This window comes from Thalassoglobus sp. (assembly GCF_048270125.1).
GTDB lineage: Bacteria > Planctomycetota > Planctomycetia > Planctomycetales > Planctomycetaceae > Thalassoglobus.
Genome location: NZ_JBLWTN010000007.1, coordinates 40,389 through 62,243, shown reverse-complemented (window position 1 = coordinate 62,243; position 21,855 = coordinate 40,389). Strand labels below are relative to the sequence as shown.

At 48.1% G+C, this 21,855-nt stretch carries 15 protein-coding genes and 1 tRNA gene; 10 read left to right on the top strand and 6 right to left on the bottom strand.

All coding sequences use genetic code 11. The annotated features are described in order from the left end of the window. Positions 1-3: 3 nt before the first annotated feature. The 4 genes from ACN0YR_RS10585 to ACN0YR_RS10570 form a co-directional block, all read right to left on the bottom strand. Positions 4-780 carry a peroxiredoxin-like family protein gene (locus tag ACN0YR_RS10585; RefSeq protein ID WP_417849185.1) on the bottom strand — a complete coding sequence of 259 codons (777 nt, stop codon included), beginning with the start codon at positions 778-780 and terminating at the stop codon, positions 4-6. Between the two features lie 102 nt (positions 781-882). Continuing rightward, on the bottom strand, positions 883-1,347 hold the full coding sequence (locus ACN0YR_RS10580) for a hypothetical protein (RefSeq protein WP_417849184.1): 465 nt from the start codon (positions 1,345-1,347) through the stop codon (positions 883-885). Between the two features lie 126 nt (positions 1,348-1,473). Beyond that, entirely contained in the window at positions 1,474-2,043 is a 570-nt protein-coding gene (locus tag ACN0YR_RS10575) for a carboxymuconolactone decarboxylase family protein (RefSeq protein WP_417849183.1), read from the bottom strand. Between the two features lie 141 nt (positions 2,044-2,184). Further along, complete coding sequence (locus ACN0YR_RS10570; protein ID WP_417849182.1) at positions 2,185-2,766, bottom strand: TetR/AcrR family transcriptional regulator; 582 nt, start codon at positions 2,764-2,766, stop codon at positions 2,185-2,187. A gap of 972 nt (positions 2,767-3,738) precedes the next feature. Here ACN0YR_RS10570 and ACN0YR_RS10565 point away from each other — a divergent pair. The 8 genes from ACN0YR_RS10565 (at position 3,739) to ACN0YR_RS10530 (ending at position 15,075) form a co-directional block, all read left to right on the top strand. Next, positions 3,739-4,218, top strand: coding sequence for a hypothetical protein (locus ACN0YR_RS10565; protein WP_417849181.1), 480 nt, complete (start codon positions 3,739-3,741; stop codon positions 4,216-4,218). 37 nt (positions 4,219-4,255) lie between these two features. Continuing rightward, on the top strand, positions 4,256-5,581 hold the full coding sequence (locus ACN0YR_RS10560; protein ID WP_417849180.1) for a hypothetical protein: 1,326 nt from the start codon (positions 4,256-4,258) through the stop codon (positions 5,579-5,581). Continuing rightward, positions 5,581-8,100, top strand: a complete 2,520-nt coding sequence (locus tag ACN0YR_RS10555; protein ID WP_417849179.1) for a hypothetical protein — start codon at positions 5,581-5,583, stop codon at positions 8,098-8,100. The genes ACN0YR_RS10560 and ACN0YR_RS10555 overlap by 1 nt, the downstream gene beginning before the upstream one ends. Beyond that, the gene (locus ACN0YR_RS10550) at positions 8,093-11,032 is read left to right on the top strand and encodes a hypothetical protein (RefSeq protein WP_417849178.1); all 2,940 of its coding nucleotides are present in this window, start codon (positions 8,093-8,095) and stop codon (positions 11,030-11,032) included. Before ACN0YR_RS10555 ends, ACN0YR_RS10550 begins: the two co-directional genes overlap by 8 nt. 74 nt (positions 11,033-11,106) lie before the next feature. Then, entirely contained in the window at positions 11,107-12,390 is a 1,284-nt protein-coding gene (locus ACN0YR_RS10545; RefSeq protein ID WP_417849177.1) for a DUF4339 domain-containing protein, read from the top strand. 77 nt (positions 12,391-12,467) lie between these two features. Then, entirely contained in the window at positions 12,468-13,331 is an 864-nt protein-coding gene (locus tag ACN0YR_RS10540; RefSeq protein WP_417849176.1) for a MotA/TolQ/ExbB proton channel family protein, read from the top strand. Positions 13,332-13,390: 59 nt separating this feature from the next. Beyond that, positions 13,391-14,173 (top strand): coiled-coil domain-containing protein, encoded by a 783-nt coding sequence (locus ACN0YR_RS10535; RefSeq protein ID WP_417849175.1) that lies wholly within the window; start codon positions 13,391-13,393, stop codon positions 14,171-14,173. A gap of 149 nt (positions 14,174-14,322) precedes the next feature. Beyond that, positions 14,323-15,075 (top strand): hypothetical protein, encoded by a 753-nt coding sequence (locus ACN0YR_RS10530; protein WP_417849174.1) that lies wholly within the window; start codon positions 14,323-14,325, stop codon positions 15,073-15,075. A gap of 958 nt (positions 15,076-16,033) precedes the next feature. On the opposite strand, the gene ACN0YR_RS10525 is transcribed toward ACN0YR_RS10530, so the two are convergent. Next, a tRNA-Ser gene (locus tag ACN0YR_RS10525) sits at positions 16,034-16,118 on the bottom strand. Between the two features lie 968 nt (positions 16,119-17,086). On the opposite strand from ACN0YR_RS10525, the gene lpdA reads away from it, so the two are divergent. Further along, positions 17,087-18,511, top strand: coding sequence for a dihydrolipoyl dehydrogenase (gene lpdA / locus ACN0YR_RS10520; protein WP_417849173.1), 1,425 nt, complete (start codon positions 17,087-17,089; stop codon positions 18,509-18,511). A gap of 251 nt (positions 18,512-18,762) precedes the next feature. Here the strand turns inward: lpdA and csrA are convergent, their stop codons facing one another. Then, entirely contained in the window at positions 18,763-19,011 is a 249-nt protein-coding gene (gene csrA / locus ACN0YR_RS10515; RefSeq protein WP_417849172.1) for a carbon storage regulator CsrA, read from the bottom strand. A gap of 857 nt (positions 19,012-19,868) precedes the next feature. On the opposite strand from csrA, the gene dnaK reads away from it, so the two are divergent. After that, positions 19,869-21,776, top strand: coding sequence for a molecular chaperone DnaK (gene dnaK, locus ACN0YR_RS10510; RefSeq protein ID WP_417849171.1), 1,908 nt, complete (start codon positions 19,869-19,871; stop codon positions 21,774-21,776). Positions 21,777-21,855: the final 79 nt, after the last annotated feature.

Sequence of the window (21,855 nt, the reverse complement as noted above, 5' to 3'; positions counted from 1 at the left end):
TGACTACTTTTGCACAGCCGCCTCGACTGCTTTAATGACGTCGGCCGGTTCGGCTCGCTTTTTGTAGTCCGCATCGAGAAACGCGTAGGTGATCTTGCCGGACTGATCTATGACGTAAGTTGCCGAAAGTGGTAACTCCATTGCGTCGTTGCCGTTGTATTCAGGCAGTTTGAGTTTGTCTCGATATGACGGAATGATCGCTTCAGGTAGCTGAAATACGAGCCCATACTTTCTCGCCAGAGCATTTCCTTGATCGTGCAATGCCACGAGATCCAGATCATTTGCCTCGGCAGTCTCTTTGGCTTTCTCGGGTAGTTCTGGTGTTAGCACAACCAGCTTTGCTCCAGAATTTTCGATTTTGTCCATGCTCTGCTGCATGGCTCGAAGTTGAATGTTGCAATACGGACACCAGCCTCCTCGATACCACATCAGAACGATCGGTCCTTCTTCCCAAAGCTCACTGAGTTTGACAGTCTTGCCGTCCCACCCAGTCAGTTGAGCGTCGATTGCCGCATCACCAACCTGCTTGGCAGATTTCTCGATGCCGGTCGCGCGGACTGCCTCAATACCCTGAGCGTACGCCTGACGAACGTCTTCCGGAATTCGTGTTACGCTTGCCGCAGCTTTATCTTCAAGGAGTTCGGAAAGCATGGGGAGATCTCCTGATTGGGTGACTTCGGGACTCTCGTCTTGAGTATTCGCACTCCCTGTGCACCCACTGGTTACGCTCAAGGCGAAGGCAATGACAGTGATAGCGAGAGGAGTTGTTTTGGTGTTCATATCTCTTTTTCGTGTTAAGGCGTAGAGTTCGAATTAGGATTCGAAATGTTGCGGTATTCAGCGACGACGCTTCTATGACCTCCATTCGGTGAGGCCGTAGCGTTAAGCAGACTGTTGAGACTTCAAGGCCGCATTACTGCCGCTGCGTAATAGAACTTGTAAAATCTTACTGTAGCGGGACAGAAGGTTCAGGGCAGCGATGACAACGATTGCAGTCGCAATGTAAACGAGAGGCCACTTAGGGGTTGACCGTAGGAAAAACTCCGAAAAAAGAGCACCAATCATTGCACCAGTTGTGTAGAGGCTGTTGAAAGTGAAGAGGGATCTGAATTTCTCATTTCCCTCTTTCTCCAGGAGCAGAATCAGCGAATTCGCAAACAACGAAATGGCGGCGTAACCGATCACAAAGCCCGTTCCAATTCTGAACAGGGTTGGATCAATTCCAAGTGGTTTCGCCATATCAACAAATCCGGCCACGGAGACCGGCCATGCTGCAAACTTTGAAATGGTAAACCGGATGAGGATGAGACCTGAAATCGAATTCAGTGCGATCAAGAGCGGTTTCATAATGGAATTCGTTTTAACAGGTGTTAACTCTGGAATGAGTTGACATTCAAAGTCATCAAGATGGCTTTTTGGCTTCAGCCGATTTGCTTTTGTGATTTTCCAAAGTGTTGCGAATTCGGCTCCGCATTAGCTCACGGATTTAGTTTCCGGACTCCATTCGTTCCTCGAAAAGTTGCGATCGAGTGGCGTATCGGCGCTGTGATTCGTGTAGTTCGATAGAACCTTAAAGGCGGTTCCAACGATCACATCGAAGACTGTTTGCTTCGTATAGCCGGCAGCCAGCAACTCTTCAATATCCCCGTCACTCAGGACGCCTCGCTGCAGGTTCACCTTCTCGGCGAACAGGCGGAGTGCTTCCAGTTTTGGGTCGGCGATCGCTGTTCCGTCTCGCAGCGACTTAATGACGTCTTCCGGAACCTTTCCAGCCTGCATGATCGATGTATGAGCCGCCATGCAGTACGTGCAACCGTTCAGCCGGTTGTTGGTCATCGCAATGATCTGCTGCTCAGTGGTTGAGAGGTTGGTTTTGTTGTCGAAAATATCGGCGAGCGTCTTGTACGCCTCCAGCAAGGCAGGGGACTCCGCCATCACGGCATGAAGGTTGGGAATAAAGCCATACGCCTTCTTGCTATCCTCCAGCAGGGGCTTGCTGTCGACATTGGCAGTCTCGATCGTGTGAACGCTAAAGTTGGCCATCATGCTTCCTTTGTTCGTTTTGACCAATCGGTCTAAAAGAGTGTGGGAAATGAGGAGCCGCGCTCCTCTCAACTCTTTGACGCTTTCTTGACAGAATTCCTTACCAGGAATTCCAGATAATTTTCTGCTTTTCTCTTCTGCTTATGAAACCATGTCAATGGCCTGCTGAGCGACTTGCTTCAAAGCCGTTTTTCCAAATGCCCCACGACCCAGCACGCGAATTCCAGCCACCAGCGCAACAAGAGCCTTTGCGGTGGGGCGAGTGTCAACTGAGTTGGGAATGCTGCCAATCTCCTTCCCGCGATCAATTCGTCCTTCAAAAAACGTGACGACCTCTTTGATCCCCTCCGAGACAAGTTTTTTGACGTCATCATCGTGTGACGAATATTCGAGTGCGGTGTTGAACAGCAAGCACCCCTTCTTGTCGGGATCGTCCAGCGTGGCCTTTACGAGCAAGTCGAAAAACATCGTGATCGCTTCACGCGGATCATCAACCGTTTCCAGCATTCGTAATTTACTCGTCCTTCGATCTCCGCCGTACTTCAGGAGCGCACGCACGAATAGGTCATGCTTTCCATCAAATGCATTGTAGAGGCTGCCCCGTTTGATTCCTGTCGCGTCCGTGATATCAGAGATCGAGGTCGCAGCGTAGCCCTTCTCCCAGAAGACGTTCATCGCCTGTTCGATCACATCCGACTCTTCAAATGATTTTTCCCACGGCATGAATAATCTCGCAAAGGTTGTGGCTGCCTCAGTTAAGCCTACGACGTTTGGACCGATCGGTCAACACTCGGGACGAGTTGCGTGAAAGCATGCGAAGTTATAACAGCTACAGTTCGAGCCCCAGCTGGAAAAGCGACTGCTGCAACCTGCGAAGGTCGTCGAATCAGGCACTTTTCCATTTCCAAACTCCCTGCAGGGACCGGGTGATGAAGAGCAGGGGTGTTGATGAAACTCAGCCAGTACAGGTGACCATCTGCGGGATGGGCCTGCGGGAAGAAGTGTTCTTGGTTCTGCTGTCGAAGTCGCTGCACAAGGTCAGCAACAACTGTCAGGACTCCGTTCCAGCCATGTTCATCTTCAATCGTTCAGAGATCCTCTCATCCGTATGCCGTTGATTTCGATGAATATACTTGTCTGAATCCAAGACTTCTTTGATGATCGGCAAGAAAAGATCAACCTTCGATGCCCGAGGCTGACCCAACTGATAACTAGAGCATCTTTCGAATTGGTTTGCAGATTCTGCCCCGTGGCGAACAGCATTTTTACTGGAGAAATGCGTTCTTCACGGGCACACGGTAGAGCAAACTGCTCTAAGCGGTCGGTGAACTCTCGACTCTGGTGATCTGACCGCAAGTGATCGCTTGGACGATGCAATTTCATCAAGTAAAAAATTCGTTTGCCAAACTCTACTTTTTCCGACTGGTGCCTGCATTCTTTACGAGAAAGTTCTTTCACGAAGCGATCTAATTTCCAAGTTTAATGCCACGTATATGCAGACATCCAAAATTGAGAATCAAATTGCGTGGTCACCCTCATATCTAAGTGATAAATGCGCCCCGAGGAATAGACGAGAATCAGATCGACCATTCATTTGCTACATCTTGCCAACGGTTTAATCTGACATTATGATCATTCGTATATCTCATTCTAATAAGGTCACGGGCCATGAAACAATTAGGCTGCAGGAAGGGCATGCGCCAGGTAATCTTTCTGGCGATTCTGACATCGGGCTGTCCTCAGACGCCTCCATCCTCCTTGCAACAACCTGAGGCTGAAGAAACATCATCCCAGGTGGAGGAGCCCCCTCCATCCCCTTCCTCTACAAACGACGCGAAGCCTCCAAATCCAACCAAAGAAAACCTCACTCCTCCGGGCCCACCCCAAACTTCCTCACAAAAAGACCTGGACGACAACCGTCAAAATGATCTTTCTGCAATCGAAAACTCGCGACGACTCTTTAAAGCATCGCAATCCAAATTTGCAGCAGGCAAAGCAGTCGACGCGTTTAAAGATGCGAGAAGATCCTGGAGCCTGATCAAAGATCTTGATGATCCAGAGGCAGAAAACCTCAAGGGAGAAGTCTTTAGGCACTTAGAGGCTGTTGTTTCAAAACTCAAGGTAAACAACGAGGGGATTTCGTCAGATCAAAATCGCCCACTGTTGCTGAAATGAATCTGACAAATTTTCGTCTCTGACAAAAGGAATATTTATGACTGTGAGTTCTGCTGCGGTTCCTAAAGTGAATCGTTCGCTGAGTCGCATTACGTGTCCACACTGCTGGGAAGCCTTTCCACCAGAGAAAATACTTTGGGTGGCAGAACACGCGGACCTGCTCGGAGACCCAATGCTTGGCGATGAGGAAATGCAACGCTTTTTGCCAACGAGGTTCACAGTTGGCGGTGATGCCATTGATGCACGTGGTTTTCCATGCCACGTGCTTGCCTGCCCTCATTGTCACCTGACGGTACCACGCCCAATGATTGAGCTTGAACCGTTCTTTATGTCAATTTTTGGAGCGCCCGCTAGTGGGAAATCTTATTTCCTGGCAGCAATGACCTGGCAATTGAGACAAACGCTTTCTTCAAAGTTCAGCTGTTCGTTTAACGATGCTGATCCAGGAATGAATCAACTCTTAAACGAGTACGAAGAGTCGTTGTTTCTCAACCCCAAGGCAAATGAAATTCTTCCACTTGCAAGCTTGATTCGAAAAACCGAAGAGCAAGGGGATCTGTACGACTCTGTCTCTTATGGAAACCAGGTTGTGAGTTACCCCAGACCCTTCCTGTTTGCAATGCAGCCAGAAAAAGGGCACCTCCATGAGGCACAAGTGGACAAAATCGGGAGAGTCGTTTGCCTGTATGACAATGCAGGAGAATCCTTTCAGCCGGGAAAGGATAAAGTCGGAAGTCCACTCACACGGCATATGGCTCACTCGAGAACATTGATGTACGTCTTCGACCCGACTCAGGATGGCCGGTTTCGAAAGTCCATGGACAGTCTTTCTAATGATGAAGGCGAGATCGCCTATTCAGAGAAATTGAGTCGTCAAGAGCCAATTCTTCAGGAGGCTGCTTCGCGAATCCGTCGGTATGCCAAACTCAGGCAAACTGAAAAGCATCGTCGACCTTTGATTGTCGTGCTGACGAAATATGATGCCTGGTCGCACCTGCTAACCCCACTTGTTGGCGAAGATGACAACTCAGAGCCTTTTAAAGTTGTTCAAGACAAGTCCGGAAATAAAGTTCATGCATTGGATACTCCTCGAATCCAGCGGTATTCAAAGTTCACTCGAAAAATCTTGATGAACAGCTGTCCGGACATTGTCGCTGCAGCTGAGAACTTTTCCGATGAGGTCATTTACATGCCCGTGAGTGCGGTCGGTTGGTGTGCCAGGAAAGATCAGAAAAACGGGATGCTTGCGATGCGCCCTTCCGAAGCCAATCCATTCTGGGTGACTGTCCCGTACTTATATTCGCTTCATCGATGTATCCCCGGATTGATTCCGGGAATCAAAGCTAAAGAAGGAGCAAACTAGTGCAAGAATTGCTCTACACATCTGCCCCCAAAGGTTTGAAGCCTGGAAGCCGTGGGTTCTGCACGGTACTCAGCTCCTCAGGGATGCCAGCTCCGGTCGCGACGGCTTTGGAAGGTCTCAGTGCTTATCGACCAGTGTTTCCGCCAGGGGATCCACAAGCGAAGTTAAACCCTGTCGTCTCTTCACACATACTTCTGTCACTCGTGGGGCAACGTCGGCATGTGCTCTCTCGTATTGCCGATCATGGACTGGACTATTCTCAGCGAACAAACAAACTGGCCCACCATGTTGTGCTCGAACGGGAAGACCGACCTGCTGCTGGTCCCGGGTGGTTTCTAGGAAGTTCCGGTTTCATGCGTTCAGACTGGGACGGAGTACCGCGAGTCGTTCAAAATGAGAGAGTCATCCATTCTGAAGAGATTCAACCGAAAGTCTGTCAGGAATGGAAAAATGCGACGGGCGATGCAGGCTGGGGAGGCGTTCTAGCCGAAGCATTTCTTGCTGATCCCAGCAGACTCGTTTACATCATTTTCGAACCAGGCATGGAGCTGTTGCCATTAATCGAAGAATCGATTGCACTCCTCCCGACCGAGAAGCGCTGGGATGTGACCTTCAGCACTTACTTTACCAAGCTGCCTAAAGGAGCAGTTTGCCAGTGTCGTTGTGTGTTGGCAGGGTCGCCGGAGGCCAATGAATCTCGACGGCATGTCAATGCATTGCGAATTGATTTAAGTCAAGAACCTGGGGTCGCAACGGGTGGCGTTTACGTCACGGCAGCTCGGACAGGGGAACTCCCTCTGGACTCAGAACCGGTCGCCCCACTCGCTGAGGGCAAAGTTTCCGATGGGAACAACTCCGAAGTTGACCCGCCATCTATAAAGATCGCTCAAGATAAGTCCACCCCACCAAAACCGATCCCTCCATCACGTCGTCGGCAGAACCGTAAACGGAAGGCTCAGAAATCAAACGTCGGTCTATGGGGTGCGTTCTTTGCAGTTTTAACTCTGCTGGTCGCCGTGATTGCCATCATGTTGTTGAATCCCCCTGAAAACGTGCCGCAGAAAGAGACGGTTGCAAAGAACGAAAGTCAGGAAAAATTAGATCCCGTCGAAGAGGGAGAAGGTCACGCGGAAAAAACTGGGGAAGATGATTCAAAAAATACGGCAACAAATAAAGAGGCAGATGGGGAGACAGACACCGCTGGAGAAGGCGCAGAGGCTGGAGCTGACAACACTGAAGAGGAGATGGTCCAAAATGCCAAAAGTGCGCATGCCACAGAATCACCAAAGGGAGGTCAACCAGATATTCCAAGACCACAGCCCGACAAGCCAGAAGCCGAAGAAAAAGAGCCGACTTATACAAAACCCGGGATTTTTAATTGGTCGATAGACGATCTCGCGAAAAATGATGGCAAACTCGTCTACGATAAACTTCGGCTCCCGCCTGATGCACCTTTATCTCTCTCGGTGTGGATCCCAGATGACTTCTCCCAGGATTACGTTCATGATTTACCATCTATGAAATCACAGAACTCAACCATCGTGAATTTTATAGACCATTCGAAAACCGAACAAAAGTATTTTGAGTGTGGTTTAAAAGGCGCTGACAACAGTGGACAGCACAAGGAAGTATTCGTTTCGATGGAGAAGAAGTTTAATAATATTGAAATTATTAAACGATTTGTGATTGAGGTTGAAAATACTGATTCCAAGGATAGATGGTTCATAGTCATGGTGAAACCCACCCTAGGTGATGCTGTTCAGCATGGCCCAACATTGACATTGGACGCTGTATTTCCACAGAAGGGTTATTTGGCAAAACTAGATATCGAAAGTTGTGAGGTATCTGTATCAGGTGAAGTTGTTGACTTGATTGCGGGTGACGAGAAAATACTAGAGTTAAAAAAAGACCAAAAAGTTCAAATAAATAAAGACACATTTAAAGACAATTTTGTTGGCGATTTCTTCAAGGATTTACAATCTGTTGACGGCATAGATACAACCAATTTTGTCAATCTAAATTTAGATGCGATTATTCGATTCATCCCTGCATATAAAATCAGTGATCGGTCCAAAATTCAGCTCAGTTTTAGCACTTCAAAATTAGTTGATTCGTTAGATTCATCAGCTTCACTATTGATGAGTAGGATAGCCGGTCGAGCTGGGGACCCTAGCCAAAAGAACCCTCATTTAAGAAAGTTCATTCTTTCAGGTTCGAGTGCAATTTCGATCATCGAAGAGAATATTGATGCTTTAAAGAGAACATATTCTAGGTTGGAGGACGAGAAAGAATCGGCAGGCCGTGTTCAACAACTGCGTGGCATAGAAATGGACTATCAAAACATCAAGAAGTACATTCAGAAACGGGACGATCTCGTCAAAGAAATCGATGAAGCCAAGTTGACATATGTTTCGATTAAACAACACGGAACAAATGGTGTGGAACCGGGATATTTCCCATTCGTCGAGTTTGGGGCTCCAATGAACAATAATGATGAACGGGAGGCACCAAATGATTGATTACCAGTCAGTGGTAGATGAAATTCGTTATGCGATTCAATCAGAGGATTGTGAATTAACAGCTGACCTTCGGTCTGCGAATGAGCAATATGTCGAGGCGTGTCGTGAGATCAACAAGCGGTTGCGTCGGGTCGAAGAGTTGCTGAACGCGGGGCTTCGCTCAGAGGCAATTCAATTCGGAGAAGGTCCGCCGAATGTCATCGAAGTCGTTTCGACATTGTCATTTCCAGAGGCAGAAGAGTGGTCGGGGGTCGTCCTTCTCTACGATCTTCCCGTGGCAGAAAAAATTAAGGTAAACATTGTCGAGCAACTCAGCGAAGCTCAATTGATCGAGGAGCCTCTCCAGAATTTACTGGCGAAACATCGGCGTTTGTCCCTTGCTCGCGCACCGCTCCAGATGCGGCTTGATGTCCTTAGACAACTGAGGCAGGAAGACCCGGATACGTATACCTGGGATGAGGATGTTCGGACTTTTGAGCAGGCTCGATTTAAGGAGATGGCGACTGTTGCGAAAGAGGCACATCAAGTCGGTGATAAAGAGCAACTCAAGCAGATTTTTGATGAACTCAATTCTGGAAAATGGCTGGAGCCCGCGCCAAAAAAATTGATCGCCTCTTTGCGAAAAAGCCTGGCAAGCCACAGTAAAAAAGCTGCCAGACAAGAGGTTGAGGAGTTGGCTGAGCAACTCGAACAAGCATTCTCTGAACTCGACATCGAACAAGCAAAATCACTGCGCAACCGCTGGCTACAGGTATCAAAAGAAGCAGCACTTCCCCACGATGCCCCAACGTTTGTCAGCGTGGCGCCTGTCTTGGGGTGGATCTCTGATGAGGAAGAGAGAGAGGCAAACGAGAAAGCCTACGAACTGGCGGTCTCTCGCCTGGAGATTCTTTTGAACGATGGTGGGTCGATCGAAGAACTCGAAAGCCTCGAACACGAAATACTGAGCTTCGAAAAAGCGGTTCCTGATTTACTCGCCAATCGGCTTGAGAATCGTCTTGAAACGCTCAGACTAGGGGAAGTCCGCTCGCACCGACTTAAGCTTGGCGGAGTGGTCGCAGTCCTGGTTCTGCTGACAACTGTTGTTTCGATTCTGGGATACCGCCAAGTCCGCTCAAACGCAGTCACAACATTGGCAAATCATGTCGAGCACCTGCTGAATGAGGAGCAATACGAGAAGGCCGAAGCTGCTCTGAACAGTCGTTCGGACGTCCTGCAGTGGCCAAAATTACTGAACCTTCAAACACGGCTGGATCAAGAAGTTGAGTCAGAGTCAAATCGTGTGAAACAGCTTGAACGACTCTCTCAGCTTATTGAAGAGGCCGATTCATACGAAGCGGCAATGCAACTCATTGAACAGGCAACTCCACTTGTCAAGACAACTGATGACGAGTTGGAGATGCAACGAATCAGCAGCGAATGGGACAATCGAAATCGTCAGGAAATGCTGGCAAAACAAAGAGAAGTGCAAGACGCTATTTCTCAGGTCACTTCACAACTCGTCGCTGCTGAGGCTGAATTGAGTGCGGACCCGCGAAGCGAGTCTCTACAGAAGAAGCTTACGGAGATTGGAGCGGCTTTCCCTTCAATCCTGGCGAAGTCGAAGGGGCTTGACTCTTCCATCAACGGGCAGATCAATAGTCTCTCGTCACGTCACAAACATTTGATCAATGAACGCAAAAAAATTGTAGAACTCTTCATGAAGCAATCCGATGTGACGACTGCAGCTCTCATCACAAAAAGCCCACTTGATGTGAAGTCCGACATTGAAGTTTACAGGCAGGCACTTGAACAATATGCAAATGTGATCGAAGACGAGAATTCATCTAAATTGCTCACTTCCGCGGCATCTGAAGCCCAACTTTGGACTGCGGGGTTGGAATGGTCAAAACTCACGCAGAGTTGGAGCAAACAGTGGCCGACCTCTCCAAATGAGGTGGCAAGCCGCATTCAATCTTGTGAGACATTTCTCAACGATTACCCGACTGCTCCCGATCTGGAATTGCTGAACAAGTACATCACTCAGCTGAAGTCGATAGAGCGTCGAGTTCCGATCACTGGCGATACATCACCAAAGTTAAAAGATAAACTCACAAAGATTCTGGCGACACCACTGATTGCTGATTCGTGGATTCTGCAAACCAAACAGGGGAAGAGATATTATCTGCCAGAAGAGAAGAAAATTAACAGTGGTCTGTTCCGGTTTAGCCATTTCGTCGGATATGGCGCCGATGAATTGCGGGAATGTGGTGATGTTAAGTTCAGTGACCTGAAAAACTTCTCGGCTGTCCGATCACCTTGTAGCGAAGTCGCAGATTGGGCGCAGCGAGAATTGAATGAGGTTGACGCTGCAAATTGGAATGAGTTCTGTAAAAAACTCGCTGATTCGATTAACAACAACGAGCAAATGAATGCATTCCTCAAGCTCGACCTGCTGCGTCGAGTTTTAGAAATGGCGGGAGAAGGTGATGTCTTTTTAAGTGAGGCCCTGAAGTCGCACATTGATATTCTTCAAGGAGCCCAAGTCAGTCCCGTCGCCCGATGGATGAACCCAGATGACCTGGAAGGAAAAGCCGCGACAAGTGAAGCATCACAAGTCCTGGAGAAAATGGGTCGCTTGAAGAACTTTAACGAAGTGTGGAAAGACGCTGCCAATTCTCAGGCAGCGATGAACCGTCAACTGGATTCCGAAACCATCATGATTGGGTGGATTCGTGCAAGTGTCCCACAAGTTTCAATAGAGACTCAATGGCAGTCAAAAGGGGCCTGGAATTTGTACGTTGCTTTCACCGATGCTGAAAAAACATCATCTCAATGGCGAAATATCGGGGAAGTGCGAACTGGGAAAATTGAGCTCAAACCCTCTGCGAAATCTTTTGTGATTCCCGGGCGTCCAGTTTTCGCGATGCCTCGTGAAGTGGCATCTCCCTGATCCTCTCTGAGACTCCCTGAAGCGAGAGTTACTGACAGAGATTCTAGCGCTCTTGAACAAGTTAAAGGTTTGTTATGACGACTGTGGATAATCAGAAGTATTTTGTTCGAATCCGTGGGAAAATAATGGGGCCATTCACCCTCGATCAACTTACCTCTTTGAAAAACCGAGGGCGGCTCCACGATGAACATGAAGTTTCAACCGACCGTAGCACCTGGGTCCCAGCCAATCGAATAGAAGGACTGTTTGAACGGAAAGCTGCTGAAGCAGTCGCTACGAATCATCGGGAGGTCAAAGAAGAAAGCACCGCTTCCGAAGGTTCAACTTCTTGGTACTACACCATCGATGATGTCCAGAAAGGGCCGGTTTCTTTTGCCAAGCTTGAGAAGCTTTGCCGCAACGGAAGAATTAGCGATGACGATCTCGTTTGGAACGAAAATCTGGATGAGTGGATTGCGGTTTCAGAAGTTGATGGACTTGAGACTTCAGCAAATGCCAAGGTTAAAAAGCAGGGCAAGGGGAAATCCCCAACTTTTCGAAGTGACTCACACGGACAAACAATCTTCTGGGATGCACTCCTTGATGGCGTTCGAAGCACCATTACGGCAGAAGGGCTTGAAGCCACCTTTCATGGAATGATTAAACGTGGAAGCCTTGCCATGACAATCGCGATAATTTCATGGTTTGGGGTAGTTGTCACGCAGGGCGTCAAGTCGGATAGCATTCAGGTCATACTCTGGGGCATGTGCTCGGTCCTAGTACTTTCCGCTTTGAAATATGTTGCAGTGCACCTTAGCTTTGCTTCTGAAGAACTGGTGCGTAACACTCCGAACACTTTGGCGACTCCGGCATTCCCCAATGCGATTTCAGTGCTCCTGTTGTCGACAGGAGTTGGGATAGCAGGAATTTCGGTTTATCGTGCACTGGAGAGCAATGATCTGGTTATAAAAATACTACTGCTCTTAGTAGCAGGTGAGTCACTCGTTGTGTTTATTGGATCTGCGTATGCGACGCTTCGTCCAGATTGGCTGAACATAAAAATTGAAAGTGGAGCCAACGCTGCACTGGAAGGAATCGCTGTTTGCTCGATGATTCTTAAACTTTTCATGAGGTTGCTGACAGTCGTTTTTTGTGTCAGTGCATGGATAGGAGCTGTCGTCTTAATTACCAGCAATATTTGTTTCATCATTGGAGGTGAATGGCTTCTCACAGCGATAGCTCTTTCATCGGTTGGGGTGACTCAATTATCCGCTGCGAGCATTGCACCACTCACCGGGTATTTATGTTTTGTACTCGGGTCGATACTCCTAGGTACAGCCCAGGCAATTCTTTTGCTTTCACGCAATAGTGAATCCTGAGTCTTCTCCGAGGGACCATTTGTGTGAAACAGGTGAGATTCCAAAGCCTATTCATTTAATTAAGGTGATAATTATTAATGTCGCTTTCATCAAAGACCGAAGACGTGAAGCTTGTGTGGTTTCGGTCTGACCCAGAACAAAAGTTAATGTTTCGGGGAGGGCGTTTCACAAGAGTGAATAAGTTTTGTTCATTGCTGTTGGCAGTGATCGGAACCGTCCTTTTTTTTCTGATCTTGATCCCTTTACACAGTACCTACTTTGCAGCGATGTTTACTCAACGCGGGGTAGTGCCTTATGTGATCGTCCTTTTTTTCAACTGGTCAATCTCAATCCTTACGCTAAAAGCGTCTAAACTCCGTCTTCAGCGAGCGGCTCTAAAATTCCCGCTCATTCCGCCAAATCCTGAATTTGTGCTTTCGCCGTCAACGGTTGGAGAAGTCACAAAGCGGATGTACGAATTCGTCGACGAGCCTCGCCAATTTCTGCTTTTCAACCGAATCGATATTGCACTCTCAAACCTGAGGAACCTGGGGAGAGTTTCAGATCTAGATGAAATCTTGAGATCCCAAGGTGTTCAAGATGAATCAATTGTTGAAAGCAGTTACTCTTTGATAAACGCTTTTGTCTGGGCCATTCCAGTTCTTGGATTCATCGGGACGGTTCAGGGACTGTCATTGTCGATTGGAGGCTTTGGTGCTGTTCTTGCCAAGACTCAAGAATTGAGTGAGATTAAATCTTCACTGCAAAATGTCACTGGTGGACTATCCGTTGCATTTGAAACAACACTTCAAGGGCTCATTGCAGCCCTCGTTGTGCAGCTAGTGCTTTCATTTGTGAAGAGCAAAGAAGAAGAGTTTCTAGATGACTGTAGCGAGTACTGTGTGAGAAACATTATAGGAAGGCTTCGTCTGACTCCGTTTGAGATGGACTCCGCTTCATGATGCATCGTAGAAAACGAACTGGGCCAGTCCCGACGCTTTTTGCATTCCAGGATATTATCATGTCTACGATTGGGGTCGTGATCATGATTGTTCTCTTGTTATGCCTTGAACTCGTCGCACAAAAAACAGTTCAGCAGAATGAAACGTCTCCGGAGAATTCGCAAGGCGTGGATCAGATGACTTCAGAGCTCGAAGAAGTGCAAGCTCGAATCAGCGAGGCACGCGAAAATCTAATTTCATCTAATCAACTACTTCGATCTGCTTCAGCAATCCCTCTTGCTCAACTCAGTGAAGACATTGAGAATTTTGAATCTGAGCTTCATCAGCTGAACGAGATCATCGCGGACCAGAAGCAGAAAGTTGCGGAAAGTCTAAACCAAGCTGAAGAAGATGAAATGATGCAAACCGAGCTTGATGCAAAACTCGCTGAGCTAGAGAAATTAAGGATGCAGCAATCTCGCCTCAAAAATGAAATTGACGAACTGGTCAAAAACGATCTGCCAGTTTATAAATTTGCGAGCGGTGAGCTAAAAACTGGGTTTGTTGTTGTCATCTCGGATAGGAAAATTGAAGTTTCACCGATTGGAAAAGCACCTCATCAAAATATTTTTGAATCGAAGAATCAGTCGTTCATCAGAAATTTGGCTTGCGAGAAATTTTTGAGTTGGGTCACTACAGAGAACGATTCTTCAAATTATTACTTTCTTGTAATTCGCCCTGACGGCACCGAATCGTTTGAGAGGATCTCTAAGTCTTTTGATTCACGAAATATTCGTTATGGATTCGATGTCATCGGACAACATCAACGTTTTTTCGTTGCTGGAAAAGGTGGTGAACTTTGATAAGAGGAAAGGTACACCATGCCGATAGTTTAGAACTGCTTCTGGACACCATCTGTAACACATTCGGTGGAATTCTTTTCATAGCTCTGCTCGTAGTTATTATGCTCCAATTGAGTAGTTCAGATGACCAGACTACCAAGACCGAGGAATTGAGTAACCGGAAACTGGAAGCTCGCCTCATTTCGGCTAAACAGGAATTGACCGAACTGATTGATTTACAAAATGGCCAGAAACAGACTTTGAAGTTGATTGCTCCGACAGACACAGAGAGACTTATTCACGAATGGCAGAATCTTAAATCTGAACTACAAAAAAAGGAACGACTGCGACAGCAACTAGAAGGCGAGCTTCAGTCAAAGCAAGCTCGGCATACACAGTTAAAATCCGAGCATGAGTCTACCAGCCGAGACATCGCTGAGGCTGAACTCAATCTTGAATCACTACGCAGAGATCGCATGGCTGAAGAGAAGAAACGAGTGACGGAAATAAAAACCCCGGTCCTTCGTCCCGGGAGAGGAAAGTCAGAAGTTGCCATCGTAGTTCAGTATGATCGAGTTTATCTCTGGCACGAATATGATCGATTCGGAATTCGTCGAGGTTTGAATACGAAAGATTTTCTTGCCCTCGGTATTAAAACCGGTTTTCTGCAGACAACACCAAACCCAATCACAGGCATTCGGTTAGATGGAACTCCTCAATCCACCTCACAGATAAGAGATCTGTTGAGCCCGTTTCATCCCAGCGATAATCACTTGGCTATCGTCGTTCGACCTGACTCTTTCGACTCGTTTCATGTTTTTCGAGAATTTGTCTCCTCTTTGGGATTTGAATACAACCTTATCCCAGTCGATTCCGAAGCCCCTGTTTTAGACCGAGGAGGTAAGGATACTCGAGTACAATGATTTGTACGTGTTCCAAGTTTGACCTCAAGAGATACAAATCCTTGGAACTCACTTGAACCGAAGAAACTCAAGTCGAAACTCACACGGAGGATTCTCGGACAGCAACTCCAATCCGGTCGTCAGCACTCTCGAAAATGGCAACCAACGTTGATCTGCTCCCCAAAGTTTGATCCGGAGTCATGAGAGTCCGCGCAGACAAACCAATCGGCAGCACACTGCATAGAATATTAACTGGACGCGAGGCCGCCCAACGGACAGTGTGGACGTCGTTGGTTGTATTGCATCCGCCAGTCTGAGTCGCAAACGTTCCTTCTGGGTTTGACGTGACCTCTTCACAGGACTGGCACTCGTCTCTGAACCGACTGTGAAAGCTTACCCATGAAGAAACCTCATGGGACCGACATCTAACGTCGAATTCTGATTCGTGATGTTCTGACACCACTTGCTGAGCAATTTCCCAAAGATTCAGAAGAGCCAGGTTTTATCGATGGCAGGCTCCATTCGTTTCGACATTTCTTTTGCTCTGCATGCGCGAATGCAGCAGTGCCGGAACGAATCCCGATGACCTGGCTTGGACATCGTCACTGCAAGATGATTCAGCATTACTGCATATGCACGATGACGAATCGCAAAAGCACATGGCCCGTATCAGCCAATTTGGAAGCAGTTCCCAATCCGACTCACGGTGAGTTGGAAGTTTTAGAACTGATCCTGAAACCTGAAAGTTCTCTCTCAAGCATTGAGAAAAACGGTGATTCCAGAGTTTTCGGACTGGTTCTATTAGAAATGGAGACATCACCCCAAACATTTCAGAGCAACCCAACCTACTCCGTCTCTCATCGTGATCTCTAATTGACACAGTCTGGGCACAGTTCAACTGTGCCCAGACTGTGCCTATCAGATTCTCGTTCGCAAACTGTTACTTAGAAACAACTTACAAATACTCTAAAAAACAAAGCGGAGAGGGGGGGATTCGAACCCCCGGTGAGTTTCCCCACACTGGTTTTCGAAACCAGCACAATCGGCCACTCTGTCACCTCTCCGTGCGACGCAAAATAGAGAGTTTGAGGGGTAGCGTCAAATGTCAGCATTTGCGGAGTTGGTCTGGAGAGTAACAAAGGGTCCCGGAAGCACCGTTATTGCCTGTTAATCCAATGGTTTTCGAGGTCTGATCTGATGGGGGAGTTGATGGTGAGGCAATTATTCGCGGGATCGCTGCTGGGGTGGTTCTGAGTTGGTCGATGGAATGTTTTCGGCTCGGAAAGATTTGAGGATTCGAATGTCAGAGCTTGATGCTCTTGAGGGAAAATTGCTCTTTCATGTTCCCTGGACAGCTGTTCCTGGGGCAACTGGTTTCTTCAATAGAGCATCTTTCGAATTGGTTTGCAGATTCTGCCTCGTGGAGGACAGCATTTTTACTAGAACCAGTCCGAAAACCTCTGGAACAGTCGCTTTCCTCAACGTTTGAGAAAGCAATTTCAAGTTTTAGGATCAGTTCTAGAGAATGCGTTCTTCACGGGCACACGGTAGAGCAAACTGCTCTGTCCACGAGGCAAACGTGAATGGCAGTGACCTGCTCCATTTTTGTTCTGAAAACAGCGAGGTGGACGACTGGGGTAGACACCGGCCACTTTTTAATCGTTGATGATGTGGGCTATGTAAAGAAAAAGAGTTTCGGCAGGACAGAGATTCGGTTGAGGAAAGGGGTGAAGATGCAACACTGGATGTTGATCTGATGAGTATGAGGCGTAACAAAGAGGTGAATCAGTGGTTGATATCAAACAGCACTGATCAATATTCCTACTGAATTCCAAAGCAGGGCCGATCGACACTCTTGGAGTCCTTCCCCGAACAGGAACAATTCTTTATCGTGAGGAGACAAACCCGAAATTGAAAACTGAGCCACACGCAGAATCGTCTACGTTCGGCTTGTACGCAATAAACCAAAGAAGGCGTCTCGAGCGGTCATCGAAATAATCGTCTTCAAAAGAAAGTGTTGCAGGAACGAAAAATGGCAAACGAACCGACTCACGCGGAACTGGTCGTCATCGGTGGTGGTCCCGGAGGATATCCGGCAGCTTTTGAGGCCGCCGATCAGGGAATGAAAGTTGTACTCATTGACCAAGACCCACGTCTGGGTGGAGTCTGCTTGAATCGTGGGTGTATTCCATCAAAGGCATTGTTGCATCTCGCCAAACTGATCCATGAGGCAGAAGAGTCGAAGGATTGGGGCATCACATTCAGCGAACCGGTCATCGATCTGGATAAGGTCAGAGAATTCAAAGATTCCGTTGTGGGAAAATTGACAGGCGGAATCAAACAACTCTGCGATGCTCGTGGAGTGACATTGATTCAGGCCCGCGGCGAACTCGTGGACTCCTCAACTGTGAAACTGACGAAGGAAGATGGCTCGAGCAGCACAATGACGTTCGATCACTGTATCGTTGCGGTTGGATCGCGCCCGACATTCCCAAAATTTTTGGACATCGGCGATGAGCGGGTGATGACATCGACGGAAGCACTGAACCTCCCGGATATTCCAGAGCGACTCCTGGTGATCGGTGGGGGGTACATCGGATTGGAGATGGGGTCTGTTTACTCGGCTTTAGGGTCGAAAGTCTCAGTCGTCGAGATGATGCCCGACATTCTCATGGGGGCTGATCGTGATCTTGTTCGACCATTGCGAAAACGACTCGACAGTCAGTTCGAAGCGATTTACACGAATACAAAGCTGAATTCTATTAAAGCTACGAGTGACGGGATTGTAGCTGAACTGGAAGGGGAGGGTGTTGAGTCTCCGCAGACGTTTGATCGCGTGCTGGTTTCCGTAGGTCGCTTGCCGAATGGTCATGGAGTCGGCATCGAAAACACAAAAGCCAAAGTGACAGAACGAGGCTTTATCGAGGTCGACCGAAACATGCGGACCGCCGATCCGAAGATTCTGGCAGTTGGTGACGTTGCTGGCGAACCGATGCTTGCACACAAAGCGACTCGGGAAGCCAAGGTCGCTGTCGAAACGCTACGAGGTGAACCGGCGATGTTTGATAATATCGCCATCCCGGCTGTTGTCTTCACAGATCCGGAAGTTGCCTGGTGTGGCCTGACTGAAACGGAGGCGAAAGAACGTGGGCAAAAAGTGAATGTGGTTCGCTTTCCATGGGCAGCCTCTGGACGGGCTCAAACCATTGGTCGAACTGAAGGATTGACGAAAATGCTTGTCGATCCGGAAACCGAACGCATCTTAGGCGTTGGTATTGTCGGCCCCGGGGCAGGGGAACTTATCGCTGAGGGAGTTCTTGCAGTCGAAACGGCAGCTGTCGCCAGGGATCTCGCAGAGAGTATCCATGCTCACCCGACTCTCTCCGAAACCATTATGGAATCGGCTGAGGCCAGCTTTGCTCAAGCAACACATGTTTACCGTCCGAAACGAAAGTGATCGCTCCGGTCATTCTCGAAGCATGAGTACTTTCGGGGGCAACATTGTTCAAGCGCAACGTTGTTCCCGAATTTTTGCAGACCTTAGAGCAGTTTGCTCTACTGTGTACCCGTGAAGAACGCGTTCCATCAATAAAATTGCTGTTCGCCACAAGGCAGATCCTGAACACCAATCCTAAAGATGCTCTAAAAGCAGTTTCTTCTACGGTGGTCCCGCGCGGAACGCGAATCCCACTTTGAGAAACGAGAATGTTACGCAAGTGCACTCATGTTGGAATGTGAATCGGTTTGCGAACGACGTCGAAATTTTTCATCCCGAACTGGAGCACCGTTGGTCTGCTGCTGTTCAATTTGTTCAGCGACCTCAGCTCGCAGAATTCGCATGATTTTAGGGGCGTCTATGCAAAGCTTGACGCGGTTTCCAGAAATCTCAGAGACTTTAATGTAGATGTCGTCTCCGATGTGGATTGCTTCTCCAGGTTTTCTAGTTAGAACTAACACTTCTTCTCTCCTTAGAATAGGTTGGAGCTGATCTGAATACTTGAGGATGACTTCTCGAGTTCTGAGTAAATTCTTCCTGGCAGTTTGATTCCGAACAGGCTCCAAAGGTCTTTCACCTTTTGGTTATTAACTCTTGAGTGCCGACTCCGCCGACAGATTCATGCTCAACGAGTTGTTCTCGCAATCTATAGAAACTTTAGCAATAAGTGGGCCGAAGGCAAATTTTTATAAAGAATACAAACACCCGAAGTCCACCCAAATCTCGGTATGAGATGGAGTTTCATGCCGTTTTACCATGAATGATATATTTTTTTGCATTTCAGGAGATTTCGATGTGTGTCGTCGATTGAATCGATTTGGTTATTGAGCCCTCAGGCTGGTCGATTATTGTTCAAAAAATGACCGCTGCAATCTGCAACATATTTCAGCCGACCTGCAATAATGAGCTGTTTTGAAGCACAGCGGTGTACTTGAACTGCAATTCTGACAGCCATTTTGTCAAACTGGCGGTGACACCCCTGTGCCAAACTGGCAGAGACGTTTTGCGACACATGCTCTCTAAGTGTCTGACTGGATGAGAGTTACATCAAAAATACGGGACTTCAAATTCTTGGCGCGCTGTTTGCCTACTCCTAATATCAGTCGTCAATTAGACGTTTGTTTCAAGCTCTCTGAGTACAGTGTGAATACACTTTTCGGTAAACCGCAAATTGGGTGATCCAAAAAGATTGCTGGAATCAAATCTGCTCGCCACATGAGAGACATCAAGGCGGGCCCATCAAGACCATAAGCCTCCAGTCACACACTCAGTAAAACATCACACAAGTCAACGAAATCACAGTTTTGGAGAGAATCACATGGCCGTGTCAGAAAAAGTCATTGGAATCGATTTGGGGACAACGAATTCGGTTGTCTCCGTTATGGATGGAGGCGAAGCGAAAGTCATCGCCAACCAGGAAGGGGCTCGAACAACTCCCAGTGTTGTCGCCTTCAACAATAAGGGAGAAGTTCTCGTTGGTGACCCGGCCAAGCGTCAGGCAGTGACCAATCCAGAAAACACAATTTACTCCGCGAAACGATTCATGGGGCGAAGGCACAGCGAAGTGCAGTCCGAAGAGAAAATCGTCCCTTATAAAATTGTTGGCGGTGCCAGCGACTACGTCAAAATTGAAGTCAACGGAAAAGAGCAAACTCCTCCTGAGATTTCAGCGAAGGTGTTGATGAAGCTCAAGGACGCAGCTGAGAGTTATCTCGGTCACCGGGTGAACAAGGCTGTCATTACTGTCCCGGCGTACTTTAACGATGCTCAACGACAGGCTACCAAAGATGCCGGACAAATTGCTGGCTTGGAAGTCGCTCGTATTATTAACGAGCCGACAGCGGCCGCGTTGGCGTATGGGCTTGAAAAGAAGCAGGACGAAAAGATTGCAGTCTTCGATCTGGGTGGAGGAACGTTCGACGTTTCGATCCTGGAAGTTGAAGAAGGTTCTGTCGAAGTACTCGCCACAAATGGGGATACCCACCTGGGGGGAGACGATTTCGACGAAGAGCTGATTAATTTTGTCGCGGACGAATTCAAAAAAGAGGGTGGGCTCGATCTTCGTGAGCATCCAATGTCGCTTCAGCGATTACGCGAAGCATGCGAAAAAGCGAAGAAAGAACTTTCGACTCTGCAAAGCACCGAGATCAACCTTCCGTTTATCTTTGAAGCGAACCACTTGCAAATGACAATCAGTCGTTCGCAATTCGAACGCCTCATCGATCCTCTTGTCGAACGATGCCGTAAGCCGGTCGAGCAAGCACTCAAGGATGCGAAGCTCTCTCCGAGCGACATTGATGAAATTGTCCTCGTTGGTGGATCAACACGCGTTCCGCTCGTTGTCGAGCTTGTCAAGAAAGTCTTCGGCGGGAAAGAACCTCACAAGGGTGTGAATCCTGATGAAGTTGTTTCAATCGGAGCAGCGATCCAAGGCGGAATCATCGCCGGAGACGTGAAAGATGTTGTGCTCCTTGATGTGACACCATTGTCACTTGGAATTGAAACCGAAGGGGGCGTCATGACTGCTCTCGTCGAGCGGAACACTACGATTCCCGTGACTAAGTCGGAAGTCTTTTCGACTGCGGCGGACAATCAATCGGCAGTAACAGTCAGCGTGTTTCAGGGTGAACGCCCAATGGCACGCGACAACCGTCTGCTGGATCAGTTCAACCTCGAAGGAATCCCGGCAGCTCCCCGTGGAACTCCACAAATTGAAGTGACGTTCGACATCGACGTGAACGGAATCCTCAACGTCTTTGCGAAAGACAAGGGGACCGGGAAAGAGCACAAGGTTACCATCCAGCAATCGAGTGGACTCTCGGAGGACGAGATCGAAAAAATGCGGAAGGATGCGGAATCGCATGCTGACGAAGACAAGAAGCGTAAGGAACTTGCCGAAGTCCGCAACCAGGCGTCCAACTTTGTGTACCAGACAGAGAAGACTCTCAAAGAACACGAAGACAAACTGGACGAGGGTTCCAAGACTGCTGTGAATGCAGCAATCGAAAAGGTGAAAGAAGCCGAGAAAGGGGAAGATGCTGCAGCGATCAAGTCTGCAATTGAAAACCTCGAACAGGCGTCTCAAGCCTTGACCAAGCATATCTACGAAGCTGCAAACGCCGCCGGAGGCGGAGCTGAGGCTGACGGAGCTGCCGCAGAAGGAACAGCTGAAACGGCTGCTGCAGATGACGATGTGATCGATGCAGAATTTGAGAAGAAAGAGTAACTTCGAGCAAATTCAATGTTGGTCTTAGCGTAGCGAATCATCGCTCTCACTGACGGCTGTGAACTTCGAGTTCACAGCC

Bases quoted from the DNA above. Each gene is read 5' to 3' on its own strand.
- ACN0YR_RS10585 (WP_417849185.1), bottom strand. From the start codon at position 780: ATGAACACCAAAACAACTCCTCTCGCTATCACTGTCATTGCCTTCGCC.
- ACN0YR_RS10580 (WP_417849184.1), bottom strand. From the start codon at position 1,347: ATGAAACCGCTCTTGATCGCACTGAATTCGATTTCAGGTCTCATCCTC.
- ACN0YR_RS10575 (WP_417849183.1), bottom strand. From the start codon at position 2,043: ATGGCCAACTTTAGCGTTCACACGATCGAGACTGCCAATGTCGACAGC.
- ACN0YR_RS10570 (WP_417849182.1), bottom strand. From the start codon at position 2,766: ATGCCGTGGGAAAAATCATTTGAAGAGTCGGATGTGATCGAACAGGCG.
- ACN0YR_RS10565 (WP_417849181.1), top strand. From the start codon at position 3,739: ATGCGCCAGGTAATCTTTCTGGCGATTCTGACATCGGGCTGTCCTCAG.
- ACN0YR_RS10560 (WP_417849180.1), top strand. From the start codon at position 4,256: ATGACTGTGAGTTCTGCTGCGGTTCCTAAAGTGAATCGTTCGCTGAGT.
- ACN0YR_RS10550 (WP_417849178.1), top strand. From the start codon at position 8,093: ATGATTGATTACCAGTCAGTGGTAGATGAAATTCGTTATGCGATTCAA.
- ACN0YR_RS10545 (WP_417849177.1), top strand. From the start codon at position 11,107: ATGACGACTGTGGATAATCAGAAGTATTTTGTTCGAATCCGTGGGAAA.
- ACN0YR_RS10540 (WP_417849176.1), top strand. From the start codon at position 12,468: ATGTCGCTTTCATCAAAGACCGAAGACGTGAAGCTTGTGTGGTTTCGG.
- ACN0YR_RS10535 (WP_417849175.1), top strand. From the start codon at position 13,391: ATGTCTACGATTGGGGTCGTGATCATGATTGTTCTCTTGTTATGCCTT.
- lpdA (WP_417849173.1), top strand. From the start codon at position 17,087: ATGGCAAACGAACCGACTCACGCGGAACTGGTCGTCATCGGTGGTGGT.
- dnaK (WP_417849171.1), top strand. From the start codon at position 19,869: ATGGCCGTGTCAGAAAAAGTCATTGGAATCGATTTGGGGACAACGAAT.